We start from the raw sequence: 25,375 nt of genomic DNA, 5'->3' as shown, positions 1-25,375 counted from the left end.
TTTCGGCCAACGTCACGGCATGGATCCTAGGGTCTGCGCACGCCGCTTCGCGGGTGCTCTGCCCTAGGATGACGAAAGCGCGGTCACCCTCTCGCGTCACGCAGAGCGTGCGCCAGTCTGGCGAGGGCCGCTGATGGACTCCTTCCGCGACAAGCTCATCCCGGTGACCTCGATCCTCGCGGGCGTGATGGTCGTTTGGTACATTATGGCCGTCATCCTCAACGCGCCGTTCCAGCGCGATCTCGATCGCCGCGCCGGCGAGACGCCTGATGTTGTGGAATTTATCGGCAAGACGATGTCGCAGCCGAAGCCGACACTGCCGGCGCCGCATCAGGTGGCGGTGAATTTCTTCGAGAACACGTTTCTGCGCAAGATCACCAGCAACCGCAGCCTTGTCTACAATGCCTGGGTGACGCTGTCCTCGACGTTGCTCGGCTTCGCGTTCGGCACCGCGCTCGGCATCGTCATCGCCGTCGGCATCGTGCATGTGGCGACGCTCGACCGCAGCCTGATGCCATGGATCATCGCCTCGCAGACGATTCCGATCCTGGCGGTGGCGCCGATGATCATCGTCGTGCTGGCGGCGGTCGGCGTCACCGGCCTGATCCCGAAAGCGCTGATCTCGACATATCTGTCTTTCTTCCCGGTCGCCGTCGGCATGGTCAAGGGTTTGCGTTCGCCCGAGCTCACTCATCTCGATCTGATGTACACCTACAATGCCAGCCCTTCGCAGACCTTCTGGAAATTGCGCGTACCGGCTTCGGTGCCGTTCCTGTTCACCTCGATGAAGGTCGCGGTCGCTGCCAGCCTGGTTGGCGCCATCGTTGGCGAACTGCCGACCGGTGCCGTTGCCGGCATCGGCGCCAAGCTGCTCGCCGGCGCCTATTATAGCCAGACCATCGACATCTGGTCAGCGCTGGTGGCCGGCTCGGTGGTGGCGGCTCTGCTGGTGATGGTCGTCGGCATCGCCGGGCGCATCGTCGATCGCGCCATGGGCGGGAGGCCGGCATGAGCGATCTCCTCAGCCTTTCGTCGATCGCGCCTCGTTCATGGCAGGGGTTTGCAGCGCTTGCCCTCCTTGCCGGCGCGTTCCTTCTTTGGCCGCTTGTCGATGCCACTCCCGGTTACGATGTGACGACTGGTGTTTTGATTTTCTTCCTGCTGCTCCTCGCAATTCAGTTTGACCATTTTCCGCCCGTAGCCAGGGCAATATTCCTTTTCATTGGCGCGCATGGCGCGGCGTGGCTGCTGCTCGCCGGCATAACCGGCAATGAGGGGAGCGCTCGCGCCTCCTTCTATCTGATGCTTGCCGCGGCATGGCTTCTGGCCTGGCGCTGCGTGACGGTTCTGTCCGCGCTTCGCCCGACCTCGCGCTGGGCGGCGACCGCTTTGAGGCTGATCATCCCGGCGATTTTCGGTGCCTGGATCCTGATCATCTGGGAGGCGGTGACGCGCGGCGCGGGCATTCCTTTCATCCTGCTGCCGCCGCCAAGCGCCATCGGCGTGCGTATCGCCAATTCGCTGCCGGTCCTGGCCGCCGACGTGCGGCAGACCATCTTCAAGGCGGTGATCTTCGGCTATGTCGTCGGCAGCGGTGCCGGCTTCCTCGCCGCCATCGCGGCCGACCGCGTGCCGTTCCTGCGCCGCGGTTTGCTGCCGATCGGGAACATGGTGTCGGCGTTGCCGATCATCGGCGTGGCGCCGATCATGGTCATGTGGTTCGGCTTCGACTGGCAGTCGAAGGCCGCCGTCGTCATCATCATGACCTTCTTCCCGATGCTGGTGAATACGGTCGCCGGCCTTGCCGCCTCCGGCCATATGGAGCGCGACCTGATGCGCACCTATGCGTCGAGCTATTGGCAGACGCTGTTCAAGCTGCGGTTGCCGGCGGCAGCCCCCTTCATCTTCAACGCACTGAAGATCAATTCGACGCTGGCGTTGATCGGCGCCATCGTCGCGGAGTTCTTCGGCACACCGGTGGTCGGCATGGGATTCCGGATTTCGACCGAGGTCGGACGGATGAACATCGACATGGTCTGGGCCGAAATCGCAGTTGCAGCACTTGCGGGTTCGGTCTTTTATGGCGTGGTCGCTCTTTTCGAGAGAGCAGTCACGTTTTGGCATCCCTCCGTCCGTGGTGGATAGGGCGGTGGCGGGTTTGGAATCAGGAGCGCATTGAAGGTCCTGATCCTAAAGGGTGAACACTTAACTTCAGAGGGTAAAAACATGAAAAGACTTGTTATTTCGATGCTGGCCGGCGCGATGTCGCTTGCCGCGTTCCAGGCGATGGCTGCAGACAAGGTGACGCTGCAGCTGAAATGGGTCACGCAGGCCCAGTTCGCCGGCTACTACGTCGCCAAGGACAAGGGGTTCTATGAGGCCGAAGGCCTCGACGTCGAGATCAAGCCGGGCGGCCCCGATATCGCGCCCGAGCAGGTGATCGCCGGCGGCGGCGCCGATGTCATCGTCGACTGGATGGGCGGCGCGCTCGCCGCACGCGAAAAGGGCGTGCCGTTGGTCAATATCGCCCAGCCGTTCAAGAAGGCCGGCATGCAGCTGGTCTGTCCGAAGGATGGCCCGATCAAGACCGAAGCCGACTTCAAGGGCCATACGCTCGGCGTCTGGTTCTTCGGCAACGAATATCCGTTCTACGCCTGGATGAACAAGCTCGGCCTGAAGACCGACGGCGGTCCGGACGGCGTCACCGTGCTGAAGCAGAGTTTCGACGTGCAGCCGCTGATCCAGAAGCAGGCGGATTGCATTTCGGTCATGACCTACAACGAATACTGGCAGCTCATCGACGCCGGCTACAAGCCGGAAGAGCTGATCGTGTTCAACTACTCGGCGATGGGCAACGACCTGCTTGAGGACGGGCTCTATGCGTCCGAGGACAAGCTCAAGGATCCGGCCTTCGAGGACAAGATGGTGCGTTTCGTGCGCGCCTCGATGAAGGGCTGGAAATACGCCGTCGACAATTCCGACGAGGCGGCCGGCATCGTCATGGACAATGGCGGCCAGGACGAGAACCATCAGAAGCGCATGATGGGCGAAGTCGCCAAGCTGATCGACAACGCCGACGGCAAGCTCGACCCGGCGACCTACGCACGCACCGCCAAGGCGCTGCTTGACCAGAAGATCATCACCAAGGAGCCGACCGGCGCCTACACGACCGCCATCACCGACAAGGCGATCAAGTAGGGCGATCAACTGGGCTTCTGAAGCCTGCATTCGAAAAGGGGCGGGCGACCGCCCCTTTTTGTTGGGACGTAAAATAGCCGTTACCGGTGGAAACATCTGCTCGCACAACCGTTGTTGCGGTGCATCCAGCTTCAGCGGATGTCATCGCCACAACGGAGATTTCCATGCGCATGCAATCCTTCTCGCCGATGCTTTCGGCGCTGGCCGTTTCGGCTTCGTTCCTGTGCGCTTCACCGGCTTTGGCCGACATGATGAAGATGAAGGCGACGCTGGATGGCGCTCAGCAGAATCCGCCCATCACCACCGAGGGCAAGGGTACCGCCGCTCTCGTCTTCGACACCGCCACGAAACAGCTCACCTGGAACGTGACGTATTCAGGTCTCAGTGGGCCTGCGACGGCCGGACATATTCACGGTCCGGCAGCAAAGGGTGAAAATGCCGGCGTCGCCGTCCCGTTCAAGGGCGCTCCGAAAAGCCCGTTCAAGGGGGCGGCGGTGCTGACCGACGCGCAGGCTGCCGACCTGATGGCCGGCAAATATTACATCAACATCCATACGGCGGCCCACGAGGATGGCGAGATCCGCGGGCAGATCGAGAAGGCGGCGACGATGTAGCGCAATGTCGCCCGAGGGTGACTATAGCGCTGCATTAGCCCGTCGAAGTTTGCGGGACAGCGCCCCCCTCTGTCCTGCCGGACATCTCCCCACAAGGGGGGAGATCGGCAGCTTTGGCGTTGGCGCCTGTTCAACTTCGAAAATTGGCGAAAGCAGTCGCGACATCCAATCTCCCCACCAGTGGGGGAGATGTCCGGTAGGACAGAGGGGGGCGCGAAGGGACTCGGCCTATGCGTCTGACGCTCAGGACTTGTCGCGGATCTGGGTCATCGTCCGGGTCGGCGTGATGGCCTCGGGGTCGAGCCTGATCTCGACGATCGACGGCTTGCCGCTGGCGCGGGCGCGTTCGAAGGCCGGCGCGAAGTCGGCCGTCTTCTCGACCGTTTCGCCGTGGCCGCCATAGGCGCGAGCCAAAGCCGCGAAGTCGGGATTTCTGAGATCGGTGGCGACGACGCGGCCCGGATACTCGCGCTCCTGATGCATGCGGATGGTGCCGTAGATGCCGTTGTTGACGACGATGACGATGATCGGCAGATCGTATTGCACGGCGGTGGCGAATTCCTGCCCGTTCATCAGGAAGCAGCCGTCGCCGGCAAAGGCGATCACGTCGCGATCGGGGAAGAGCTCCTTGGCGGCGACCGCGGCCGGCGTGCCGTAGCCCATCGAGCCGGAAGTGGGGGCTGCCTGCGTGGCAAAGCGCCGGGAGCGGTGGAAACGGTGGACCCAGGTGGCATAATTGCCGGCGCCATTGGTGAGGATGGCGTCGTCGGGCAGCACCGTTTCGAGATAGTTCATGATCGGCCCCATCTGGACGGAGCCGGGACCGCTTTCCGGCGGTGTCGACCAGTCGAGATAGGCGGCGTGAAGTTTTGGCGTTTCATCCGCCCAGACCGGCGTGGCGGCCGGCTTGCGCCCGGCGAAGGCTTCGACGAAAGCGGACGGCGAGGCGTTGATCGCCAGCGTTGGCCGGTAGACGCGGCCGAGCTCGCCGGCATCGGCATGGACATGGACCAGCGTCTGGTCGGGGTAGGGGCTCTTCAGGAGCGTGTAGTCGGAGGACGGCATCTCGCCCATGCGGCCGCCGACGAGCAGCACGAGGTCGGCCTGCTTGATGGCGGTGGCCAGCTTCGGGTTGATGCCGATGCCGACATCGCCGGCATAGTTCGGGTGTAGATGATCGAACAGCATCTGGCGGCGAAAGGAGCAGCCGACCGGCAGCGACCAGGCTTCGGCGATCGTCCGCATCCGCGCGACGGCCTCCGCATCCCAGCGCGTGCCGCCGAGGATAACGAAGGGGCGCTTCGCCCTGTTGAGGAGCTTTTCGAGAGCATCGAGCTCGGCCTCGCCCGGCCGCGTTTCGACCGGCGTGTGGGGCAGGGCTGCTGGCGCCTCGGCAAGGCTGGTCAGCATGTCTTCCGGCAGCGAGATGACGACCGGGCCGGGGCGGCCGGACGTCGCCACCGCGAAGGCGCGCGTGACGAATTCGGGGATGCGCGAGGCATCATCGATCTCGACCACCCATTTGGCGATGTCACCGAAGAACCTGACGTAGTCGACCTCCTGGAAGGCCTCGCGCTCCTTGGCGTGGCTGGCGACCTGGCCGATGAACAGGATGACGGGAACCGAATCCTGCATCGCGATGTGGATGCCGGCCGAGGCGTTGGTGGCGCCGGGTCCGCGGGTGACGAAGCAGATACCGGGCTTGCCGGTAAGGCGGCCATGGCAGTCGGCCATCATCGCAGCTCCGCCTTCCTGGCGGCAAACGATGGTGCGGATCGTCGAATCGTGCAGCGCGTCGAGCACCGCAAGATAGGATTCTCCGGGCACGCAATAGATGCGGTCGGTGCCGTTGGCTTCGAGCGCATCGACGATCAGTTGTCCGCCGGTCTTCATTTTCCTGACCTCTCCAGTTCGGCTAGGATTTCTTCTGTGTGCTCGCCGAGACGCGGCGAGGGCCGCTCATAGACCAGCGGTGTGCCCGACATGACCATCGGCGCGCGCACCGAGGGCAAGAGATTGCCGTGGCCGTCGTCGAGGTCGAGCCGCATGCCGCGCGCGATGGTCTGCGGGTCGGCGAACATCTCGCCGATCGTGTTGATCGGGCTGGCAGGCACATTTGCCGCCTCCAGCTTGGTCAGCAGCGGATCGCGATCGAAGGTTTTTAGCGCATCGATCATGTGTTCGCGCAGTTTCGCCCGGTTGGCGACCCGAGCGGGATTGGTGGCGAAGTCGGGGTTCGATGGCAGGTCGACCAATCCGACGGCCGCGCAGAATTTGGCAAACTGGCCGTCATTGCCGATGGCCAGGATGATGTGGCCGTCCTTCACCGGCACCACTTCGTAGGGCGCGATGTTCATATGCGCATTGCCCATCTGCACAGGCGATTTGCCGGAGACGAGATAATTGAGGTTCTGGTTGCCGAGCGCCGAGATCTGGGTGTCGTAGAGCGCCATGTCGATATGTTGGCCTTCGCCGGTCTTCTCGGCGTGACGAAGTGCGGCCTGGATGGCGATCACCGAATAGAGGCCGGTGAAAATATCGGAGATGGCGACGCCGGCCTTTTGCGGCTCACGGCCAGCCTCGCCGGTGATCGACATCATGCCGGCCATGCCCTGGATGATGAAGTCATAGCCGGCGCGTGGCGCATAGGGCCCATCCTGGCCGAAGCCGGTGATCGAGCAATAGATCAGCCGCGGGTTGCTCTTGCGCAAGCTGTTATAGTCGAGCCCATATTTCTTCAGGCCGCCGAGCTTGAAGTTCTCGATCAGCACGTCTGAGGTCGCGACCAGCCGGCGGATCGTCTCGGCGCCTTCGGGCGTCGAGAAATCGACTGATATGGAGCGCTTGCCGCGATTGCAGGAATGGTAGTAGGCGGCCGAAAGGTTCTCGCCGTCATGGCTCATGACGAAGGGCGGACCCCATTTGCGGGTGTCGTCGCCACCTTCCGGGCTCTCGACCTTGATGACATCGGCGCCGAGATCGGCAAGCAGCTGCCCGGCCCACGGCCCGGCCAGGATGCGGGCGAGTTCGATTACGCGGATGCCTTTCAGCGGAGGCTCAGTCATGGATCACCGTGATTGGTCGGAAGCGCAGCCTTGGATTTCTTTTTTGTGCATGTCGTTGTCCCAAAACCGCTGCGCACTTTTGGGCAACATGCACTATCAATCCCGCGTGCTGCTGTCACGGTCCTTGAGATAGGCCAATCCGATTGTGTCAATGTCGGCCATGCCTATCTTGATCACGCTTGTTTCAGCACGCGGTCGCTCCATGCGGCGAAATCATCCATGATGATATCTCGATTCACTTCGTTCAGGCTTTCGTGGCGGGTCTCGGCGTAAACCTTTGAAACGAGATTCGAAAAGCCCATCCTGTGCAGGCGTCCAGCGAGGTCGCTGACTGCCTTGCCGCCGTCGGTGGCGGGGTCCTTTTGGCCGCCGACCAGACAGATCGGCAGGGTCTTGCGGACGCCGGAAAAATTGGCGTCGGCGGCGCCCTGGAAGACAAAGCCGAACACATCGCGCCACATCGACACCGAGGCATCCCAGCCGCACAGCGGATCGGCGATGTATTTGTCGACCTCGGCTGCGTCGCGCGACAGCCAGTCGAACGGCGTCCGGTGATCGGGGACGGCTTTGCCCCAAGCCTGGAAGGTCAGTCTCGGCAGCATGCGCGACGGCATGTCGGAGCCGAGCCGGAACTTTTCCCAGGCAAGGATCATTTGCGCGGCACGGCCAGCGAGCCCAGCTGAAAAATTCGCGTTCCAGATGGCGGCGGCGTGCAGGCGGTTCGAATGATGAAGCATGAAATTCAGGGCGACGAGGCCGCCCATGGAATGGCCAAACACGATGACGGGCAGGTGGGGATGTTCGTCGGCGATCAGATCGTGCACGGCGGCGACATCGGCGATGACCTTGGCGCCGCCATCTGATTGAGCGAACTGGCCGAGCGGCGCGTCTGGCGCCTTGGTTGCGCCATGGCCGCGATGGTCATGGGCGTAGACATGGAAGCCGCGCTCACCCAGAAAGGTAGCGAAGCGGACATAGCGCGCGGCGTGTTCGGCCAGTCCGTGATTGATCTGGACAGCGGCGCGCGGGCGGCCCTCGGCGCGTTTCACATAAAGGTTTAGCGCAGCACCGGTCGGCGATCGGAGCACGCGCTGCTGGCTGAATGACATTGTCGCTTCGTCTCCAACGCGTTTTCGCGCCTCCGGCGTTTGTGTGCGCCGACGCCGGTTTTGCGTCAATCCGTTGGCGGTGTTTTCGCAACGCTGTTCTTGCGTCGCAACGCGCGGTATCGCAATTCTGACATGGAAAATTTGATACCGAGAGAGGGCGGCAGTCTGTTGCCGCAGCATCTTTCAGCCGGGTCCTTCTATGCGCATGCGGACAGGTCTTGTTTTCGGATTGGCGCTTGTCGCCGCGTTGCTAACGGGTGCTGCGCGGGCCGAGGTCAAGATGAGCGGCTCTTTCGTAGCCGACGCCACCTGTCCAGCGACGCAGGCCATCAAGAGCGGCAAGAACCCCGGCGACATCTCGACCGATGCGGGACAGAGCTACGAGCTTCTGGCCGGCAACAAGGATGCTCCCACGCATTATCTGATCCGCGTGCCGGGTGCGGATCCGGAGCGCCGATGGGTGAAGGTCGATTGCGGCCATGTTTCGGGTGGCAGCGCATCCACGGCCGCGCCGGTGCCGACCGAAGGGGACAAATCTGCTGCGCCGGTTTCGGGAAAGCCCGAATATGTCCTCGCGCTGAGCTGGCAGCCGGCCTTTTGCGAAACCAGGCCCGGCAAGACTGAATGCAAGGCGCAGACTGCGGCCGGTTTCGACGCCACGCATTTCACTTTGCACGGGCTGTGGCCGCAGCCGAACGGAAATTTCTATTGCCAGGTGGCAGCGGCCGACAAGGCGAACGACAATCCGGCGCACTGGCAGGATCTGCCGCCGGTCGAGCTCGCCCCGAACACGCGTTCGGAGCTCGATCGGGTGATGCCGGGCACCGCATCCGACTTGGAAAGACATGAATGGATCAAGCATGGCACCTGCTACGGCAAGAGCCAGCAAGAGTATTTTTCCGATGCGCTGAACCTGACGCGCGCGGTAAATGCTTCAACGGTGCGTGATCTGTTTGCAAAGAACATCGGCAAGCAACTGACGTCGGATCAGATCCGCAGTGCCTTCGATAGCGCGTTTGGCGCCGGGGCAGGTGAGCGGGTCCGGCTATCCTGCCTGGTCGATTCGACGAGTGGTAGGCGGCTGATCGGTGAGCTGACGCTTGGCCTCACCGGCCCAATCGGTCCGAGCAGTCGGCTCGGCGACCTGATGCAGGCTGCCGCGCCGACAAGCAAAGCCGGCTGCCCGAAAGGCGTTGTCGATCCCACAGGATTCCAATAACAGGCAAGCCAGCAGGCAGGCCGGAAATTATGCTTCGGCGCTGCGCCCTGACCTGGTCCACGCGGTGAGGCTGTCGGCCTCGTGGCCGCCCGGTTCGCCGACGACGCGGTCGCGCCCGGTCGATTTGGCCTTGTAGAGGCGCTGGTCGGCCAGCGCAAAAAGATCGGCAAGGCAGCGGGTTGTCTCACTAACGGTGGAGATGCCGGCGCTGACGGTGATGTCGAACCGGCTGGTGTTTGCGGATGTCTTGACCGCGTGCCTGATGCTTTCGCCAAGCAGCCTGGCGACCGAATGCGGACGTGAGCAGAGGATGGCGAATTCCTCTCCGCCGATCCTGAACACCTGATCCTCGGGACCGACAATCTCGCCGAGCAGGGCGGCGACGGATTTCAGCACCTTGTCGCCCTCGGCGTGGCCGAAGCGATCGTTGATCGATTTGAAGTGGTCGACGTCGATGATCAGCAGGCTGAGCGGCTTGGCCGTTCGCAGGCTGGCGGCAACGGCCGCTTCGCCGTCGCTGTCGAAGCGTCCTCTGTGCAGCAGGCCGGTGAGGCCGTCGCGGCCGACATGCTCGATCAGCGCCTCATAGCGCTCGCGGTAGGTCAGCGTGTCGAATATGTCGGACAGCCCGCGCGGGGCCGGGATCTGCCGCGCCTCGAACCATCTGATGTAAGCGACAAGCATGATGCTGTAGGCAAGCGCCGCGCCCATCTTGGCGAACCCGCCGCCGAAGAAAACCGCGATTGGTGCGCCGGTGACGAAGTGCAGCGCGGTGAAAAACCCAGCCTGGTCGAATGTCAGCACGCAGGCGACGGAGACCAGGATGCGGGTAAAAAGCGCCTTGCGAAGATAACGCCCAAGCTTTTCGTAGAGCAGGATGATCAGGATGGCGTCAACGAAGAGCAGCATCGTGCCCCACACCATCAGCCAGCCCATCTGGTCGATGAAGCCGATGTCGGGAAGCTTGCCACTGGGAAGCGGTGCGATCTCATGCAGGCGCAGGACGAGCACAAGCCCGATCATCAGGGCATTGCCGAGCAACAGGCCGTAGATCGGCTGCCGGACGGTTGCCGCGTCCTCCTTGATGTAAAGCAGCAGGAGCATCACAAGCTTGCCGGAAAACAGCACGGCGGAACCGGGCGAAACCATGCCGAACGGTAGCGCGACGTAAAAGACGCTGGCGAGGTAGGTTTCGAGGAAATGCATGACCCCGAGCGCGCAGACAAACACGCCGAGGCCGATGCGGTGCCTGAACCGGAAAAGCGTGACCATGACACCGAAATAGAGAACCGCTTCGGCAAGGAGCAGGCAACTGTTCAACAACGCCGTCGATCCGATCTTTCACCGCAGAAATCGCGGCTTGCCGGCGATTCCCCATCCGACACCTTTTTGACGCGGAATGGTTAACCGGAGCTTGCGCCGGGCTATGCAGCGAACCGAAAGCGGCGACAGTTCGATGAGCGTCTTCGGCCCGAAGATGAGCCACAAATGCCAAAACAGTTTGCCGTTCGGCGCGGCATCGCCTACATAGCGCGCAACTTCCATTCAATCCGACATTCCAGTCGACTTTTCAGGGAAAGCGCGCGTGGCACGCCAGTTCATCTATCACATGGCCGGCCTCAACAAGGCCTATGGCACCAAGAAGGTGCTCGAGAATATCCACCTCTCCTTCTACCCGGATGCCAAGATCGGCATCCTCGGTCCGAACGGCGCCGGCAAGTCGACGATCCTCAAGATCATGGCCGGCATCGACAAGGAGTGGAGCGGTGAGGCGTGGCTGGCCGAAGGCGCGACCGTCGGCTACTTGGCGCAGGAGCCGGCACTCGATGCGAGCAAGACCGTGTTCGAGAACGTCATGGAAGGCGTCGCCGCCAAGACTGCCATCATCGAGCGCTACAACGAATTGATGATGAACTATTCCGACGACACGGCCGACGAGTCGGCCAAGCTCCAGGACGAGATGGACCGGCTCAACCTGTGGGATCTCGAACAACAGGTCGAGATGGCGATGGAAGCGCTGGGCTGTCCGCCTAAGGAAGCCGACGTCACCAAGCTGTCGGGCGGCGAGCGCCGCCGCGTCGCGCTTTGCCAGCTCCTGCTGCGCCAGCCCGACCTTCTGCTGCTAGACGAGCCGACCAACCATCTCGACGCCGAGACCACAGCCTGGCTGGAAAAGCATCTGCGCGCCTATCCGGGCGCCGTGATGATCATCACCCACGATCGCTACTTCCTCGACAATGTCACCGGCTGGATCCTCGAGCTCGACCGCGGCCGCGGCATTCCGTATGAGGGCAACTACACTAAATATCTCGAAGCCAAGGCCAAGCGGCTCAAGCAGGAGGGCCGCGAGGACGACGCACGCCAGCGGGCGATCGGCCGCGAGCGCGAGTGGATCCAGTCCAGCCCGAAGGCCCGGCAGACCAAATCGAAAGCGCGCATCCAGGCGTTCCAGGATCTGCTGGACGCAGCCGACAAGCGGCGTCCGAGCGACACACAGATCGTCATTCCGCATGGCGAGCGGCTCGGCAATGTGGTGATCGAGGTCGACGACCTGTCGAAGGGCTTTGGCGACACGCTGCTGATCGACGATCTCGAATTCAAGCTGCCGCCGGGCGGCATCGTCGGCGTCATCGGCCCGAACGGCGCCGGCAAGACGACTTTGTTCCGCATGATCACCGGCCAGGAAAAGCCGGATGCCGGCACGATCCGCGTCGGCGAGACGGTCAAGCTCGGTTACGTCGACCAGAGCCGCGACGCACTCGACCCAACCAAGACCGTGTGGGAAGAAATCTCGGGCGGCGCCGAAGTGGTCAAGCTCGGCAAGTTCGAGGCCAACACCCGCGCCTATTGCGCGTCGTTCAATTTTCGTGGCGGCGACCAGCAGCAGAAGGTCGGCAATCTGTCCGGCGGCCAGCGCAACCGTGTGCATCTGGCCAAGATGCTGAAGACCGGCGGCAATGTGCTGCTGCTCGACGAACCGACCAACGATCTCGATACGGAAACGCTGGCGGCCCTCGAAGACGCGCTGGAAAACTTCGCCGGCTGCGCCGTCATCATCTCGCACGACCGCATGTTCCTCGACCGGCTGGCGACGCACATCCTCGCCTTTGAGGGCGATAGCCATGTCGAATGGTTCGAGGGCAATTTCGAGGATTACGAGCAGGACAAGATCCGCCGGCTGGGCCCCGATGCCGTCAATCCGCACAGGATGACGTATAAGCGGCTGACGAGGTAGAGTGCGCATATCGGGCGGCGAATTCTCGAATGACCTGAGGAGCTGAAATGGCTGATTGGTCCGCCGCCCAATATCTGAAATTCGAGGACGAGCGCACGCGGCCGTCGCGCGATCTCGTCGCGCAGGTGCCGGTGGAGGCACCGCAGCGGGTGGTCGATATCGGCTGCGGACCTGGCAATTCGACCGGATTGCTGGTCGAACGCTGGCCGAGCGCGCAGGTCAGCGGGTTCGACACCTCGCCCGACATGATCGAGAAGGCGAGGGCACGTTTGCCTGATGTAACCTTCGAGTTGGCCGATGCGGCGGCGTGGCAGCCCGAAAAACCGGTCGACGTGATCTTCGCCAACGCAGTGTTCCAGTGGCTGCCCGAGCATCCGGCGATCTTGCAGCGGCTGATAGGATTTTTGGCGCCCGGCGGCGCGCTTGCCGTGCAGATGCCCGACAATATGAGCGAGCCCTCGCACCGGCTGATGCGGGAGACGGCGGCCGAAATGCCGTTTGCCGACAAGCTGAGGAATGCAGCGCGCGGGCAACTGCCGCCGGTATCGTTCTACTACGATCTTTTGTCGCCGTTCTCCGACCGGCTCGACATCTGGCACACGGCCTACAATCACCCGCTGGCCGATGCCGAAGCCATCGTCGAGTGGCTGAAGTCGACTGGGCTGAAGTCGTTCCTCGATCCGCTCGACGAGGACGAGCGGCGGCTTTTCCTCAACCGCTACACGGCAGCGATCGCGCAAGCCTATCCGAAGACGGCGAACGGCAAGGTGCTGCTGCGCTTTCCTCGCCTCTTCATCGTCGCGCGGCGCGCCGCTTTGCTCAGGCACTTGATTTAAGCCCGCATAAACTTGCTTGATGCGAAAGATGTTGCGCCGAGCTCTCGCGGCGCCCACATCAAGCCGCAACGCCTGCGCATGGGGACGAACTGAAAATGCATCGCGTCATCATCAGCGGCATCGGCGTTGAAATCCCCGAGCCTTCGATCACCAATGAAGAACTGGTCGGCAGCTTCAATGCCTGGGTCGACATGGAGAATGTCCGCCGCCGGGCCACGGGCGAGACGCTGCTGCAGAAGTCGGACAGCGCCTTCATCGTTCATGCTTCGGGCGTGCAGACCCGCCATGTGATCGAGCGGGAAGGCATTCTCGACCCGACCCGCATGGCGCCGCGCATTCCGGCGCGGCCGGACGATGCGCTGTCGTTGGAAGCCGAGTTCGGCATCGCGTCGGCCAGGAAAGCGCTCGACCATGCCGGCCTGGAGCCTGGGGATATCGACCTGGTGATCTGCTCGGCCTCGCATCACCAGCGGCCCTATCCGGCGATCGCCATCGAGATGCAGCAGGCGATGGGCACGAAGGGCGCCGGCTTCGACATGGGGCTTGGCTGCTCGTCGGCGGCGGCGGCATTGCACATTGCGGTCAATCTGGTGCGGGCCGGCGCCCGTAGGCGCGTGCTGGTGACGACGCCCGAGATCATCACCGGCCATCTCAATTTCCGCGACCGGCAGACGCATTTCATCTTCGGCGATGCCTCTGTTTCGATGATCGTCGGGGGGCTTGCCCAGGGCGAGAAGCGGCCCGGACGTTTTGAAGTGCTCGACACGCGCACCTGGACGCAGATGTCCAACAATATCCGCACCAATCTCGGCTACCACACGCGCACCGCCCAGGACGATCCGTATATGATCAATCTGGAAGGCAATCTGATCAAGCAGGTCGGCAACAAGGTGTTCAAGGAAGTTACCGTTGCCGGGCATAAATTCATCGTCGAGTTCCTGGCCGAACACGGGCTGACGCCGCAGGCGATCCGGCGCTTCTGGCTGCATCAGGCCAATGCGCGGATGAACGCCATGATCCTGAAACTGTCGTTCGGCCACGAGGTCGATCATGACCGCGCGCCGATGGTGCTGGAGCGCCTCGGCAACACCGCCGGCGCCGGCGCGATCGTCGCCCTGTCGGAGAACCACGCCGACATGAAGGCCGGAGACTACGGCCTGCTCTGCGCCTTCGGTGCCGGCTATTCGATTGGCGGGGCGCTATTGCGCATGCTCTGATCTATTTTGGCGCGTACGCGTCAGCATTGGAACGAGCCGGTACAATCGCATCAGTCTCCTTGATCGGAGCATCAGCGCTTTAGACTGGACCTGATGAGCTGACTGCGGCTAATTGCGCGGCATCACGCAAGGAGCGAAGCCTATGCTGGATCTCTTCCCCGAGGCCGAAAATCCGATCGAAATCATCCCGGCGCGGAAGCTTGCCGCGCAGGTGGCAGCGCTTTACGTCGCGCCATCGGATCATTTCGAGACCCGCGCGGTGAATGAATTGCGGCTTGGCTTCGACGGCATCGACGGCGATTTCCACGCCGGCGCGACGCGGCGCTCCGGCGGGCGCGAACCCTGGTATCCACGCGGTACCGAAATGCGCAACGAGCGGCAATTGTCCGTCGTGGCGGCGGACGAGCTGGCGATCGTCGCCCAGCGGATGGGCATCGCCGAGATCAAGCCGGAGTGGATCGGCGCCAACCTCTTGATCGAAGGCTTGCCGCATCTCTCCATGCTGCCGTCCGGCACGCTGCTGTTCTTCAAAGGCGGCGTCACCATCAAGGTCGACGCGCAGAACGGGCCTTGCCGCATCGCCGGACGCTCGGTCGCCGAAAATGCCGGAATGGCCGACCATGAGGCCGGCGCGCTGCTGTTTCCGAAGGCGGCAAAGCGGTTGCGCGGCCTCGTCGCCTGGGTCGAAAAGCCAGGCCGCATCACGGCAGGCGAGGAGATTTCGGTGCGCGTGCCGGAGCAGTGGATTTACCGAGCTTAGGGCAGGTGAGACTGGGGCTACGCCGCCATGGCGGCGTAGCGATTTCCGGATCGCCTCTAGGCGGCCTTGCGGTTCTTGTTCTCGCCCTGCGCCATGACGGACACGTGATCCCACTTTTCCCAGAGCGCGATGCGGTTGGCGTATTCTTGGCGGATCATCGGCAGGCCGCCATCGCCGAAGAATACCCGCAGCGGCGGTTCGGCCGCATCGACGATTTCAAGCATTGCCGGTCCGGTGGCGGCGGGATCACCAGCCACCGAGCGCTTGCGGCGCTCCGCCATCGCGGCACGGGCCGGCTCATAGGCAGCGATCGGCTTCGAAACCTTGGCGGACGGGCCGGCCCAGTCGGTGGAGAACCCGCCCGGCTCGACAAGCGTCACATGGATGCCGAACTCCGCGACCTCGATACTGAGCGACTGGCTAAACGCTTCCAGCGCCCATTTCGACGCATGATAGAGGCCGAGCGACGCAAAGGCATTGACGCCGCCGATCGACGAGATCTGGATAATGTGGCCGGAACGCTGCGCCCGCATGATCGGCAGGGCGGCCTGGGTCACCCAAAGAGCGCCGAACACATTGGTTTCGATCTGGTCGCGGGCTTCCTGTTCGCTGACTTCCTCGATGGCGCCGAAATGGCCATAGCCGGCATTGTTGATGACGACGTCGAGCCGGCCGAAACGGCCATGCGCTTCGGCAATGGCGGCATCGACGGCTTTCTTGTCGGTGACATCAAGCTCTATTGCGGCGATGTGGTCACCATATTTATCGACGAGATCGGCGAGCGTGCCGACATTGCGGGCCGTTGCCGCGACGCGGTCACCGCGGGCGAGCGCGGCTTCCGCCCAGACGCGGCCGAAACCCTTCGACGATCCGGTAATAAACCAAACCTTGTATGTCATGATCCACCAGTTCCTGCCCTTGCGGGTCTTTGATTGTGAGTTCTTGTCTGACCATGATATTCCGAAAACCGGATTCCACTTTTCACTGACGCGGACCTTCGGTTCGGGATCATGGTCTAAACGGAGGCTGCTCCGCTTCCGGCATATACGAAGCACGCTCCGTTTTTCCAAGGTCGAGCACATTTTGTTGATGAGACCCGACGCCAGAAGATGTCGGTCAGGGGTCAGGGATAGCGCACCGGGCTCGACCAGGCCGGGTCCTCGTGCTTCTGCCAATACATCGCCATGAGGCGCTTGGTAATCGCGCCGACTTTGCCGTCCGCGACCGGAACACCGTCGATCACCGTCACCGGCATGATGCCGCCGGCGGTCGAGGTGATGAAGATCTCGTCGGACTGACGCAGCGCGGCGACGCTGACATCGGCCGCTGTGACGGCAAGTCCTGCCTCCGCGCAGAGATCGAAGACGGTGCGGCGGGTGATGCCGGGCAGCACGCCGACGGCCGGCGTCGACAGTTTGCCATCATTCACGCAAAAGACGTTGAAACCGGGGCCTTCCGCGACATTGCCGTTGAAATCGAGGACCAGTGCTGTCTCCGCGCCGCGGTCATAGGCGTCGTAGAGGCCTCGCACCAGGTCGAGCCAATGATAGTTCTTGATAGCCGGGTCGATCGAGGCCGGTGGGATGCGCACCTTGTCGCTGATCGCCACATGAAGGCCGCGCTGCAATTGCTCGGCATTGGCGACCGAGCCGAAGGGAACGGCGAAAGCCATGAAGCGGTTGACCGCGTCGCGCGGGTCACGGCTGAAGGTCGGGGAGACGCCGCGCGTGCACAGCATCTCGACATAAGCGGCGCGATGACCCGACAGCACCACGCAATTGTGGAGGATTTCGGCCACGCCTTCGCGGTCGAACGGGATCGTCATGCGCAGCTTTTCCAACCCGCCGAAGAAGCGGTCGAGATGCAGGTCGAGACGGAAGAATCGGCCGTTCCAGACATGCACGGTGTCATAGGTGGCGTCGGAATGCAGGAAGCCCCAATCCAGCACCGAGATCTTGGCTTGCGACATCGGCAGATATTGCCCGTCCAGGAATGCAATGCCATCCGGATAGGAGTGCGGGTCTTGATGATGAGCGGAGAGCTCAGGCAGGCGGTTGGCTTGCGGATCGATCGACTTGCTCATCACGCCCCCTCTGGTCGTTTTCGCCGACCAGATGGCGGAATAGAGCGGCACGGTGGGTGGCACAAGACACAGGCTGGGCTTGCCACTGGACCATTGGCTGCTGGGCCATCGAAGAACCAGCTATTCTTCCTCGTTGTCATCGAGCAGACGCGTGGCGCGCCAGCGGGTCAGCACAACGTTGATCTGTTCCATCACGAAGAAGCGCGCCGAGTCGCGGTCGTAGCCTTCTGCCAGCAGCTTTTCGTAGTCGGTGTGCACATGACGGATATGGGCTGTCGTCGCCAGCCACACGGCGATCGTCGGCGGCAAGGTCTTCATGTGCACCGCGCCGGCGTCAGCGCGGATCTTTTCCATGTCGGCATAGGGCGCCAGTGGCAGAAGGGCTGTCAGCGCCTTGGCGATGGCCCGGCGGCGGCCGGTCGGCGCGCTCATCGTTCGACCCTTCCGGGCTCGTCCCGTCCGGCCACGGTTGCCTCGGGGAAGGCGTCGGTCGAGGCGAAGTAGGGCTTGATGTCGACGACCGGCGTGCCGTCGAGCACGTCGATGGCGTCGAGATCGATGCGGCCGGTGTCGATGTCGAGTGCGACGAGCTTGGCGATATGCAGCCCGACCGGGTTCGGCCGGGCAGGGGAGCGCAGCGAAAAAACGCCTTTCGGTTCAGCCGCATGGCGGGGTTTCTGGACAATCAGGGCCCGCGGCGCGTGGTGGAGCCAGGACAGGATGATGACGTGGCTGGCACGCTCCAGCCCGAGCAGTCCGTTACGATAGGGCTGGTCGATCGTGAGAACCGCCGGCTGTCCCGTCTCCCGCGCGGCTTTCATGTTCTTGGGGCAAGTTTCCCGCGCGGTCCAGGGCGAGGCGATACGGCCGATGAAGACGATATGGCCGTCCGGCGGCATATCAGCCGGATCGGTGTCCAGAAGCTTTTCGCCGTTGCGCGTCTCGAACATAGTTTTCGCCTCGATCATGCTTCCAGCTTTGCGCAATCCACCACGCATGCGTCATTTTCTTGTCCGGAAGCGACATAGCGCTTGCAAGGCCATCAAAATCGACATAAACATATGTTTATATCTTTTTCAAAGAGAATGCTCGCATGCATGTCGCTCTCGACACTATGGTAGATACATTGAAGGCGGCGGCCGAATCCAGCCGGCTGCGCATCCTGGCGTTGCTGTCGCGCGGTGACCTGACCGTTTCCGATCTCACCGAAATCCTCGGCCAGTCGCAGCCGCGCGTCTCGCGCCACCTGAAGTTGCTGCTGGAAGCCGGACTGATCGGCCGCTACCAGGAGGGCTCGTGGGCCTTCTTCCGGTTGTCGGATTCGGATGCGGCGCGCGATTTCGTGCTGCGGCTGGTTTCCAGCATCCGTGGCGCCGACCCGCAGGTCGAGCGTGACCTCGAGCGGCTGGCGGCGGTCAAGCGCAAGCGGCAGGATCGCGCCGCCGAATATTTCTCCGTAAATGCCGCAAGCTGGGATCATATCCGCTCGCTGCATGTGCCGGACCGCGCCGTGGAGGCAGCGCTGCTCAAGCTCGTCGGCAAGCGGCCGTTCCAGTCGATGCTCGATCTCGGCACCGGCACCGGGCGGCTGCTCGAAATCTTTTCGCCGCTCTACCGGCGCGGCGTCGGCATCGACATGTCGCGCGAGATGCTGACCGTGGCGCGCGCCAACCTCGACAAGGCAGGCATTTCGAATGCGCAGGTGCGCCAGGGCGACATTTTTGCGCCGCCGGTCGAGCGCGATGCCTTCGATCTCGTCACCATCCACCAGGTGCTGCACTATCTCGACGATCCCGCCCGCGCCATCCGCGAGGCAGCACGGCTGTTGCGCCCGGCAGGCCGGCTAGTGATCGTCGATTTCGCTCCGCATGCGCTGGAATTCCTGCGCGATGCACACGCGCATGTGCGGCTCGGCTTTTCCGACCGCCAGATCACTGAGTGGTTTTCCGAGGCCGGGCTCGACCTCGAGGACAGCCAGGAATTCGAGCCGCGCGGCGGCAACGAGGCCAGGCTCACCGTAAAGCTGTGGCTCGGCCGTGACCAGCGCATGCTGATCGCCGATCCTTCCAGCCACGCACAACCGGCCAATGCCTATCCGATAGGGGAAACCGCCTGATGAACCAGTTCCGCTTCTCCCGCCGCCCTGACATTGGCGACAAGATCCGGGTTTCATTCGAGTTCTTCCCACCGAAGAGCGACGAGATGGAAGCAAGGCTGTGGGACACAGTCACCCGGCTGGAGCCGCTCAAGCCGAAATTCGTCTCCGTCACCTATGGCGCCGGCGGCTCGACGCGAGAGCGCACGGCGCGCACGGTCAAGCGCATCCTCAACGAAACGGCGCTGACGCCGGCGGCGCACATGACCTGCGTCAACGCGGCGCGTCACGAGGTCGATGAGGTCATTCAGGAATTCGCCGAGATGGGTGTCACCCGCTTCGTCGCCTTGCGCGGCGATCCGGCCGAGGGCGTCGGCGCCGCCTACCGTCCGCATCCGGACGGCTACGCCAACGGTGCCGAACTGGTGGGGGCGCTGAAAGGTGTCGGCGATTTCGACATCTCGGTCTCCGCCTATCCGGAAAAGCATCCGGAGAGCCCGGATTTCGCCACCGACATCGACATGCTGAAGCGCAAGGTCGACAATGGCGCGACACGGGCGATCACCCAGTTCTTCTTCGACAATGATCTTTATGAGCGCTATGTCGAGCGGGCGCGGCGGGCCGGCATTTACATACCGATCGTGCCGGGCATATTGCCGGTCCACAATTTCACCCAGGTGGCCAATTTCTCGTCGCGCGCCGGCGCGCTGGTGCCGGCATGGCTGGCCGAGCGCTTCGACGGGCTGCAGAAGGACCCGCAGACGCACGCGCTGGTGGCATCGGCCGTTGCGGCCGAGCAGGTGCTCGACCTTGTCGAGCGCGGGGTCGGCGATTTCCACTTCTACACCATGAACCGCGCCGATCTGGTGTTCGCCATCTGCCACATGATCGGCATCCGCTCGCATGAGGCGGAAGCTGCGGGGTCTGCCGCGGCGTAATCTCTATCGCCGTTTTGAAAACCAAAAAGGCCGGGTAAAAACCCGGCCTTTTCAATGAGTTGGAACTATTCGGTGCTGGCCTTCCGTCGCTTGGCGGGTCTTACGGAAGAAAGCCCATAATCAGGGCTCCGATAAATGCAAATGCAGCACAAATCATCAATGCGTTGATTGGCCTCGTGAGTCCCATGTCATAGCCTCCTCTTAAAGAGCTATGGCCAGAGTCTAGGGTCATTTGTGCCACAGGCAAGCGGAAAATATGTTGCAATGCGACGACATTGTGGAATTTGCGACCGGCTCTTTGCCGTTAGGCATTGAAACTCTTCGGCAAAAGCCGGCTTCGGACCTGTGAATAAATTGTGGCGAAGCCTGGGCAATATCGAGGATGGCAGCGCTACCGCGTCGGCCCAAAAGCCGGATTCGTCTTTTGCGCGGACTTTCGGTTCTGAAATCAGGATTGCCGACAGTCGGCATATGACGACTGTCCCGATGCGCGGCTTGCTTTATCTTGACCCAGCGTAAAGCAATGTAACACGAGGCGTTTAGCCAACGTCCGGTCTGCAAGGGCGCGTTTGGAACCATGACAGCAACCATTCCAGCTCCGCCGATCGCCGGCCCCGTCCTCGTCGAAAATCCCGCGGGTGCCAACTGATGAGCAGGTTCTACGAAGGGTCGCGGGTACTACGGATCGACGACGTCTTCCCCGATGACATCATACAGGTGGAGCAGGGGGGCGTGCTCGCTCAAGGCCAGGCTGTGCCGCTCGCCGACCTCATGAACCGACCGATCGGGACGCAGCTTCATCTGAGCCAACCCGTCGTTCCCGAAACCGATGTCGCAGGAATGACGCTACCGTCGGCTGAACATGCGGCCGTCGATGGTTACGAGGCCGAGCACGATCAGCGCCATGCCGCCGAGCTCGAACAATTCAAGCCGTTCGCCCAGGAACAGGAAACCGAGCAGGATGGCGCTGGCCGGCACGATGAGCGTGACCAGCGAGGCGTTGGTGGCGCCGGCCGAAGCGACGAGGTTGAAATAGAGAATGTAGGCGAAGGCAGTGGACAGCAACGCCAGCGCTAACACCGCCGCCCAGACCGGCGGCGAGGCCGAAAACAGGTTGGCGGGACCATAGCCGAGCAGCACGACCGGGATCATGATGATGGTCGAGGCGGTCAATTGTCCGGTGGCGATGATCGGTGACGGCACGCCTTTGAAGCGGCGGGCCACCATCAGGGCGACGGCATAGGACAGCGACGCGCCGATCAGCGCGAATTTTGCCCAGACCGGTCCGCCGAGCCCGGCAAGCAGGCCGGGACCGATCATCACCGCTGTGCCGACGATGCCGAGCGCGATGCCGGCAAGCTTGTTCCAGGAGAGTTTTTCGTCTGATGTAAGCGCGTTGGCGAGGATCAACGTCCAGAACGGCGTCGTCGAATTGAGCACCGAGGCGACACCGGCGCCAAGCTCGGTCTGCCCGGCGAAGATCAGCGAGAAGGGAATGACGTTGTTGACGAGCGCCAGCAGGAAGAACAGGCCGGCATGCGGCAAGGCGAGGCGGAAGGACGGGCCGCGCAGGCCAAGATAGAGGTGCAGCGCCAGCGCTGCGATGGCGACGCGAAACAGCACCAGCACCAGCGGGGGGAGCTCAGCAACGGCAATGCGGGCAAAGAAGAACGAGCCGCCCCAGATCGCACCGAGCAGCAGAAGCTGCCCCCAGTCTTTCAGGGCCATTGGGCCGCGCATTACAGTCGTGGTTGTGATCGCCATGGATCGTCCTCCCAGATGGCCCTGAATGCCAAGCCAATCAAGCGTCTGTTCAGGCCATATCCTGTTCGATGGCAAGGGCCACCCGAAACCAGATCGGTGGGCTAGCTTTCCTGTCGTCTGGCCTGTCATCCGGCGTAGCGCCGCAGCTTCAGCGGCGCGAGACACAGAATTGTTTTCATTCACGCATAGGTTGGATTAATTGTGCGCAGTTCAGGTCAAGGGATTCGTCCATGCAGCGATTCGAAAATGCCCGCGAGGCGGCGCTGGCGCTTCGCCCGGACGATCCGATCTATTGCTTCCGCCCGCAGGTGCTGAAGGCGGACGCCAGGCAGTTCATGGGCATGTTTCCCGGCAAGACCGCCTATGCGGTCAAGACCAACGGCGAGCAGATCGTGCTGAAGGCGCTGGTCGAGGCCGGCGTCAATGCCTTCGACGTGGCCTCGCCCGGTGAGTTCGCCGCCGTGCGCGCGGTCTCGCCCGACGCCGAGATGCTCTACATGCATCCGGTCAAGGCGCAGTCGGACATCAAGCTGGCGCTGGAGAAATATGGCATCCGCGTTATCTCGCTCGACCATGAGGACGAGATCACCAAGCTGACCCGCGTGGTTCGGGCGCTCGATATCGATCCGGGTGCGATCACGGTGTTCGTGCGCATCCAGACGAAAGGATCGGCGGCTTACGAGTTGTCGAAGAAATTCGGCGCCGGGCCGGCCAATGCGGTCGATCTGGCCGAAAGGCTGAACCGGACGGGCTACAAGGTCGGGCTGTGCTTTCATGTCGGCAGCCAGATCGAGGATCCCGACACTTATGAGCGGGCGCTGGCCTCGGCCGACTGGGTGCGCAACCGCGTCAGCTTCGACATTGCCGGGCTCGACGTCGGTGGCGGTTTTCCCGCCGAGTACGGCCATGATCCCAACCGCAAGCTGATCGAGATGCCGTCGCTCGGCCAGATCATGTCGCGGCTGTCGGGCGATTTGAAGGAATACCAGTTCGACCAGATGCCGCTGGTGGCGGAGCCGGGCAGGGTGATCGTGGCGCGCTGCCTGTCGCTGATCGTGCGCGTGCTGCTGCGCAAGGGCAAGCGGCTCTACATCAATGACGGCATCTGGGCGTCGCTGTCGGATTCATGGACCGGCAAGATCACGCTGCCGGCGCGCTTCATTCCAGACCCGGCGATCCGCTCGCGCAATGGCGTGGAGAAGACCATCGTGCCGTTCAAGGTGTGCGGTGCGACCTGCGATTCCGTCGACATCCTGTCGCGGCCGTTCTGGCTGCCGGAAACGGTCGATACCGGTGACTGGATCGAGATCGGCCATATCGGCGCCTATTCGTTGTCGCTCAGGACACGGTTCAACGGCTTCTATCCCGACACATTCGTCGAGGTGACAACGCCGTTCGACGAAGGCGACGCGCCGCAGGGGTTTGCCAGCCTGGAGACGATGGCGGATTAGGCCATACGCAGGTCAGGCTACGCCGCCGCCGGCCTGGATGTTCTCGCCGGTCAGCCAGCGCGCCTCGTCGGAGGCGAGGAAAACCGCGACATCGGCAACATCCCGCGGCGCTCCGATCCTGCCGAAAGGCGACATGTCGGCGGCCACGGCCCGGTCCCGCTCCGGAAGCAGGTCGGTGTCGGTAAAGCCTGGCGAAAGCGTATTCACGGTGACGCCGCGCGGTCCGAGCTCGCGCGAGAGGACGCGGACGAACTGCTCGACGGCCCCTTTGCTGCCGAGATAAAGGGCCGTCTGCGTGAAGAACATTTTGGTTCCACCGGTGGAGACGGCGATGATGCGGCCACCGTCGCGCACGCGGCGCGCTGCTTCCTGAAGCGTGAAGAAGGTGCCTTTGGCATTGGCGCCGAAGACATGGTCGAAATCGGCTTCGGTGGCCTCGACGAACGGCTTTATGACGGCGACGCCGACATTGGCGACAACGATGTCGATTGGCCCCATCTGCTTTTCGGTCTCATCGAAAAGCCGGCTTATGTAGGAAATATTGGAGATATCGGCCCGAATGGCGACGGCCTTTCCGCCATTCTCGCGGATGGCAGCAACGGCTTCCTGAGCGGCTTTTTCGTTACCGACATAGTTGACGACCACGGCCGCGCCGTTTGCCGCGAGCCCCTCGGCGATGGCGCGTCCGATGCCGCGCGAACTGCCCGTCACGAGCGCGGTTTTGCCTTCAAGCGAACGATACATAGCTGTCCCTTTGTTCGTCTGAGTGTGCGGCCGCACCAAATCGGGCGGCAGTGCCATGTCGAAGTTAGGGGCATGCTATTGCTCAGATAATAGCCTATTATCGAATAGGCTTGTTAAGTTTGGGGTACATAATGCGAGGAACCGAGTTCTGCGAGCTGAACGCGTTTGCGGCGATCGTCGAGGAAGGCAGCTTCGTCCGCGCCGCGGCCAGGCTCAGGGTTTCCCCATCCGCACTTAGCCAGACGATACGCGGGCTGGAAGAGCGTGTCGGTGTCCGGCTGCTCAACCGCACGACCCGCAGCGTGTCGCCGACCGCAACAGGCGAAACGCTGTTTGCCCGCCTCGCTCCGGCATTCAGCGAGCTCGAAGGGGCTGTCGCCGACGCGCATGCTTCACGCGATCGACCGGCAGGCTCGCTGCGCATCAATGTTCCACGCATTGCCGCGATGCGTTTCATCGCGCCCATCCTCGGCGATTTCCGCCGCACCTATCCCGATATTGCCCTCACCATAATCATCGATGACATGCTGACCGACATTGTGGAGGGACGATTCGACGCCGGTATCAGGCTTGGTGAGCGGCTGCATAAGGACATGGTGGCGGTGAAGCTCAGCGAGGAGCTGGAGATGGCCGCGGTAGCGGCGCCCAGCTATCTGGAGCATCACCCCATACCCCGCCATCCCGCTGACCTGCATCATCACGAATGTATCAATTTCCAATGGCCCGGTGGCGGCAACATCTATCGATGGGAGTTTGCGCGAGGCCAGCGCGCTTTGGAAATAGCCGTGAACGGCGGTCTGACGGTCAACGACACGGAACTGATGATCGGGGCGGCCCTGGACGGGGTCGGCGTGGCTTACATGCTGGAATACCAGGTTCGGCCGTGGATCGAGGCCGGCAAGCTTATCCGTTTTCTCGAAGCCTGGTCGCCCCGATTTCCCGGCTTCTACCTATATCATACGAGCTCCCGGCAGGTTCCGCCGGCCTTGCGCGTCTTCATCGACTTCCTGCTTGCCAGGCGATGATGCCGTTCGATGAAGGTGACGC

25 protein-coding genes are annotated in these 25,375 nt (G+C 62.7%); 13 read left to right on the top strand and 12 right to left on the bottom strand.

The window, feature by feature from the left end:
• Positions 1-133 precede the first annotated feature (133 nt).
• From RPG13_RS24735 to RPG13_RS24720, 4 genes are all read left to right on the top strand, one after another.
• Complete coding sequence (locus tag RPG13_RS24735) at positions 134-1,012, top strand: ABC transporter permease (protein ID WP_095482889.1); 879 nt, start codon at positions 134-136, stop codon at positions 1,010-1,012.
• Positions 1,009-2,145: an ABC transporter permease gene (locus tag RPG13_RS24730; protein ID WP_128243193.1), complete on the top strand. Its 1,137-nt coding sequence runs from the start codon at positions 1,009-1,011 to the stop codon at positions 2,143-2,145. The genes RPG13_RS24735 and RPG13_RS24730 overlap by 4 nt, the downstream gene beginning before the upstream one ends.
• An 81-nt stretch (positions 2,146-2,226) precedes the next feature.
• Positions 2,227-3,198: an ABC transporter substrate-binding protein gene (locus RPG13_RS24725; RefSeq protein WP_095482887.1), complete on the top strand. Its 972-nt coding sequence runs from the start codon at positions 2,227-2,229 to the stop codon at positions 3,196-3,198.
• 164 nt (positions 3,199-3,362) lie between these two features.
• Positions 3,363-3,812, top strand: a complete 450-nt coding sequence (locus tag RPG13_RS24720; RefSeq protein ID WP_095482886.1) for a CHRD domain-containing protein — start codon at positions 3,363-3,365, stop codon at positions 3,810-3,812.
• A gap of 243 nt (positions 3,813-4,055) precedes the next feature.
• On the opposite strand, the gene RPG13_RS24715 is transcribed toward RPG13_RS24720, so the two are convergent.
• The 3 genes from RPG13_RS24715 to RPG13_RS24705 all read right to left on the bottom strand — a co-directional run bounded on the left by RPG13_RS24715 (position 4,056) and on the right by RPG13_RS24705 (position 7,986).
• Positions 4,056-5,705 carry a thiamine pyrophosphate-binding protein gene (locus RPG13_RS24715; RefSeq protein WP_095482885.1) on the bottom strand — a complete coding sequence of 550 codons (1,650 nt, stop codon included), beginning with the start codon at positions 5,703-5,705 and terminating at the stop codon, positions 4,056-4,058.
• Positions 5,702-6,877 carry a CaiB/BaiF CoA transferase family protein gene (locus RPG13_RS24710; protein ID WP_095482884.1) on the bottom strand — a complete coding sequence of 392 codons (1,176 nt, stop codon included), beginning with the start codon at positions 6,875-6,877 and terminating at the stop codon, positions 5,702-5,704. The genes RPG13_RS24715 and RPG13_RS24710 overlap by 4 nt, the downstream gene beginning before the upstream one ends.
• A 173-nt stretch (positions 6,878-7,050) precedes the next feature.
• Positions 7,051-7,986 (bottom strand): alpha/beta hydrolase, encoded by a 936-nt coding sequence (locus RPG13_RS24705; RefSeq protein ID WP_337126251.1) that lies wholly within the window; start codon positions 7,984-7,986, stop codon positions 7,051-7,053.
• 205 nt (positions 7,987-8,191) lie between these two features.
• Here RPG13_RS24705 and RPG13_RS24700 point away from each other — a divergent pair, with 205 nt between their 5' ends.
• Entirely contained in the window at positions 8,192-9,205 is a 1,014-nt protein-coding gene (locus RPG13_RS24700) for a ribonuclease T2 family protein (RefSeq protein ID WP_095482944.1), read from the top strand.
• 27 nt (positions 9,206-9,232) lie between these two features.
• Here the strand turns inward: RPG13_RS24700 and RPG13_RS24695 are convergent, their stop codons facing one another.
• The gene (locus RPG13_RS24695; protein WP_095482882.1) at positions 9,233-10,528 is read right to left on the bottom strand and encodes a GGDEF domain-containing protein; all 1,296 of its coding nucleotides are present in this window, start codon (positions 10,526-10,528) and stop codon (positions 9,233-9,235) included.
• 18 nt (positions 10,529-10,546) lie between these two features.
• Positions 10,547-10,750 (bottom strand): hypothetical protein, encoded by a 204-nt coding sequence (locus RPG13_RS24690; protein ID WP_095482881.1) that lies wholly within the window; start codon positions 10,748-10,750, stop codon positions 10,547-10,549.
• 40 nt (positions 10,751-10,790) lie between these two features.
• On the opposite strand from RPG13_RS24690, the gene ettA reads away from it, so the two are divergent.
• From ettA to RPG13_RS24670, 4 genes are all read left to right on the top strand, one after another.
• A complete protein-coding gene (gene ettA / locus RPG13_RS24685) occupies positions 10,791-12,440 on the top strand; it encodes an energy-dependent translational throttle protein EttA (protein WP_095482880.1) in 1,650 nt (549 codons plus the stop codon).
• Between the two features lie 47 nt (positions 12,441-12,487).
• A complete protein-coding gene (tam, locus tag RPG13_RS24680; protein WP_337126250.1) occupies positions 12,488-13,276 on the top strand; it encodes a trans-aconitate 2-methyltransferase in 789 nt (262 codons plus the stop codon).
• A 95-nt stretch (positions 13,277-13,371) separates the two neighbouring features.
• The gene (locus tag RPG13_RS24675; protein ID WP_337126249.1) at positions 13,372-14,493 is read left to right on the top strand and encodes a beta-ketoacyl-ACP synthase III; all 1,122 of its coding nucleotides are present in this window, start codon (positions 13,372-13,374) and stop codon (positions 14,491-14,493) included.
• A 142-nt stretch (positions 14,494-14,635) separates the two neighbouring features.
• Positions 14,636-15,253, top strand: coding sequence for an MOSC domain-containing protein (locus RPG13_RS24670; protein ID WP_292648418.1), 618 nt, complete (start codon positions 14,636-14,638; stop codon positions 15,251-15,253).
• A gap of 56 nt (positions 15,254-15,309) precedes the next feature.
• On the opposite strand, the gene RPG13_RS24665 is transcribed toward RPG13_RS24670, so the two are convergent.
• The 4 genes from RPG13_RS24665 to tsaA form a co-directional block, all read right to left on the bottom strand.
• Positions 15,310-16,152, bottom strand: coding sequence for an SDR family oxidoreductase (locus RPG13_RS24665; RefSeq protein WP_095482876.1), 843 nt, complete (start codon positions 16,150-16,152; stop codon positions 15,310-15,312).
• A 224-nt stretch (positions 16,153-16,376) separates the two neighbouring features.
• Positions 16,377-17,336 (bottom strand): D-amino acid aminotransferase, encoded by a 960-nt coding sequence (locus tag RPG13_RS24660; protein ID WP_095482875.1) that lies wholly within the window; start codon positions 17,334-17,336, stop codon positions 16,377-16,379.
• A gap of 120 nt (positions 17,337-17,456) precedes the next feature.
• The gene (locus RPG13_RS24655) at positions 17,457-17,768 is read right to left on the bottom strand and encodes a DUF2293 domain-containing protein (RefSeq protein WP_095482874.1); all 312 of its coding nucleotides are present in this window, start codon (positions 17,766-17,768) and stop codon (positions 17,457-17,459) included.
• Positions 17,765-18,286 (bottom strand): tRNA (N6-threonylcarbamoyladenosine(37)-N6)-methyltransferase TrmO, encoded by a 522-nt coding sequence (gene tsaA, locus RPG13_RS24650; protein ID WP_337126248.1) that lies wholly within the window; start codon positions 18,284-18,286, stop codon positions 17,765-17,767. The genes RPG13_RS24655 and tsaA overlap by 4 nt, the downstream gene beginning before the upstream one ends.
• 143 nt (positions 18,287-18,429) lie before the next feature.
• Between tsaA and RPG13_RS24645 the strand changes: the two genes are divergently transcribed.
• The gene (locus tag RPG13_RS24645; protein WP_095482872.1) at positions 18,430-19,452 is read left to right on the top strand and encodes an ArsR/SmtB family transcription factor; all 1,023 of its coding nucleotides are present in this window, start codon (positions 18,430-18,432) and stop codon (positions 19,450-19,452) included.
• Positions 19,452-20,369, top strand: coding sequence for a methylenetetrahydrofolate reductase [NAD(P)H] (gene metF, locus RPG13_RS24640; protein ID WP_095482871.1), 918 nt, complete (start codon positions 19,452-19,454; stop codon positions 20,367-20,369). The genes RPG13_RS24645 and metF overlap by 1 nt, the downstream gene beginning before the upstream one ends.
• A 678-nt stretch (positions 20,370-21,047) precedes the next feature.
• Here metF and RPG13_RS24635 read toward each other — a convergent pair.
• Positions 21,048-21,179 (bottom strand): hypothetical protein, encoded by a 132-nt coding sequence (locus RPG13_RS24635; protein ID WP_280953341.1) that lies wholly within the window; start codon positions 21,177-21,179, stop codon positions 21,048-21,050.
• Positions 21,180-21,215: 36 nt separating this feature from the next.
• Positions 21,216-22,133, bottom strand: coding sequence for a DMT family transporter (locus RPG13_RS24630; RefSeq protein ID WP_095482870.1), 918 nt, complete (start codon positions 22,131-22,133; stop codon positions 21,216-21,218).
• Between the two features lie 230 nt (positions 22,134-22,363).
• Between RPG13_RS24630 and RPG13_RS24625 the strand changes: the two genes are divergently transcribed.
• Positions 22,364-23,584, top strand: coding sequence for an alanine racemase (locus RPG13_RS24625; protein WP_095482869.1), 1,221 nt, complete (start codon positions 22,364-22,366; stop codon positions 23,582-23,584).
• A 12-nt stretch (positions 23,585-23,596) separates the two neighbouring features.
• On the opposite strand, the gene RPG13_RS24620 is transcribed toward RPG13_RS24625, so the two are convergent.
• Positions 23,597-24,328, bottom strand: a complete 732-nt coding sequence (locus tag RPG13_RS24620; protein WP_095482943.1) for an SDR family oxidoreductase — start codon at positions 24,326-24,328, stop codon at positions 23,597-23,599.
• Between the two features lie 131 nt (positions 24,329-24,459).
• Here RPG13_RS24620 and RPG13_RS24615 point away from each other — a divergent pair, with 131 nt between their 5' ends.
• Positions 24,460-25,353 carry a LysR family transcriptional regulator gene (locus RPG13_RS24615; RefSeq protein ID WP_337126247.1) on the top strand — a complete coding sequence of 298 codons (894 nt, stop codon included), beginning with the start codon at positions 24,460-24,462 and terminating at the stop codon, positions 25,351-25,353.
• Positions 25,354-25,375 lie beyond the last annotated feature (22 nt).

Source organism: Mesorhizobium sp. ISC15, from assembly GCF_037162615.1.
In the GTDB taxonomy this organism is placed as follows: domain Bacteria; phylum Pseudomonadota; class Alphaproteobacteria; order Rhizobiales; family Rhizobiaceae; genus Mesorhizobium; species Mesorhizobium mediterraneum.
This window is presented reverse-complemented; position numbering and strand designations above follow the sequence as displayed.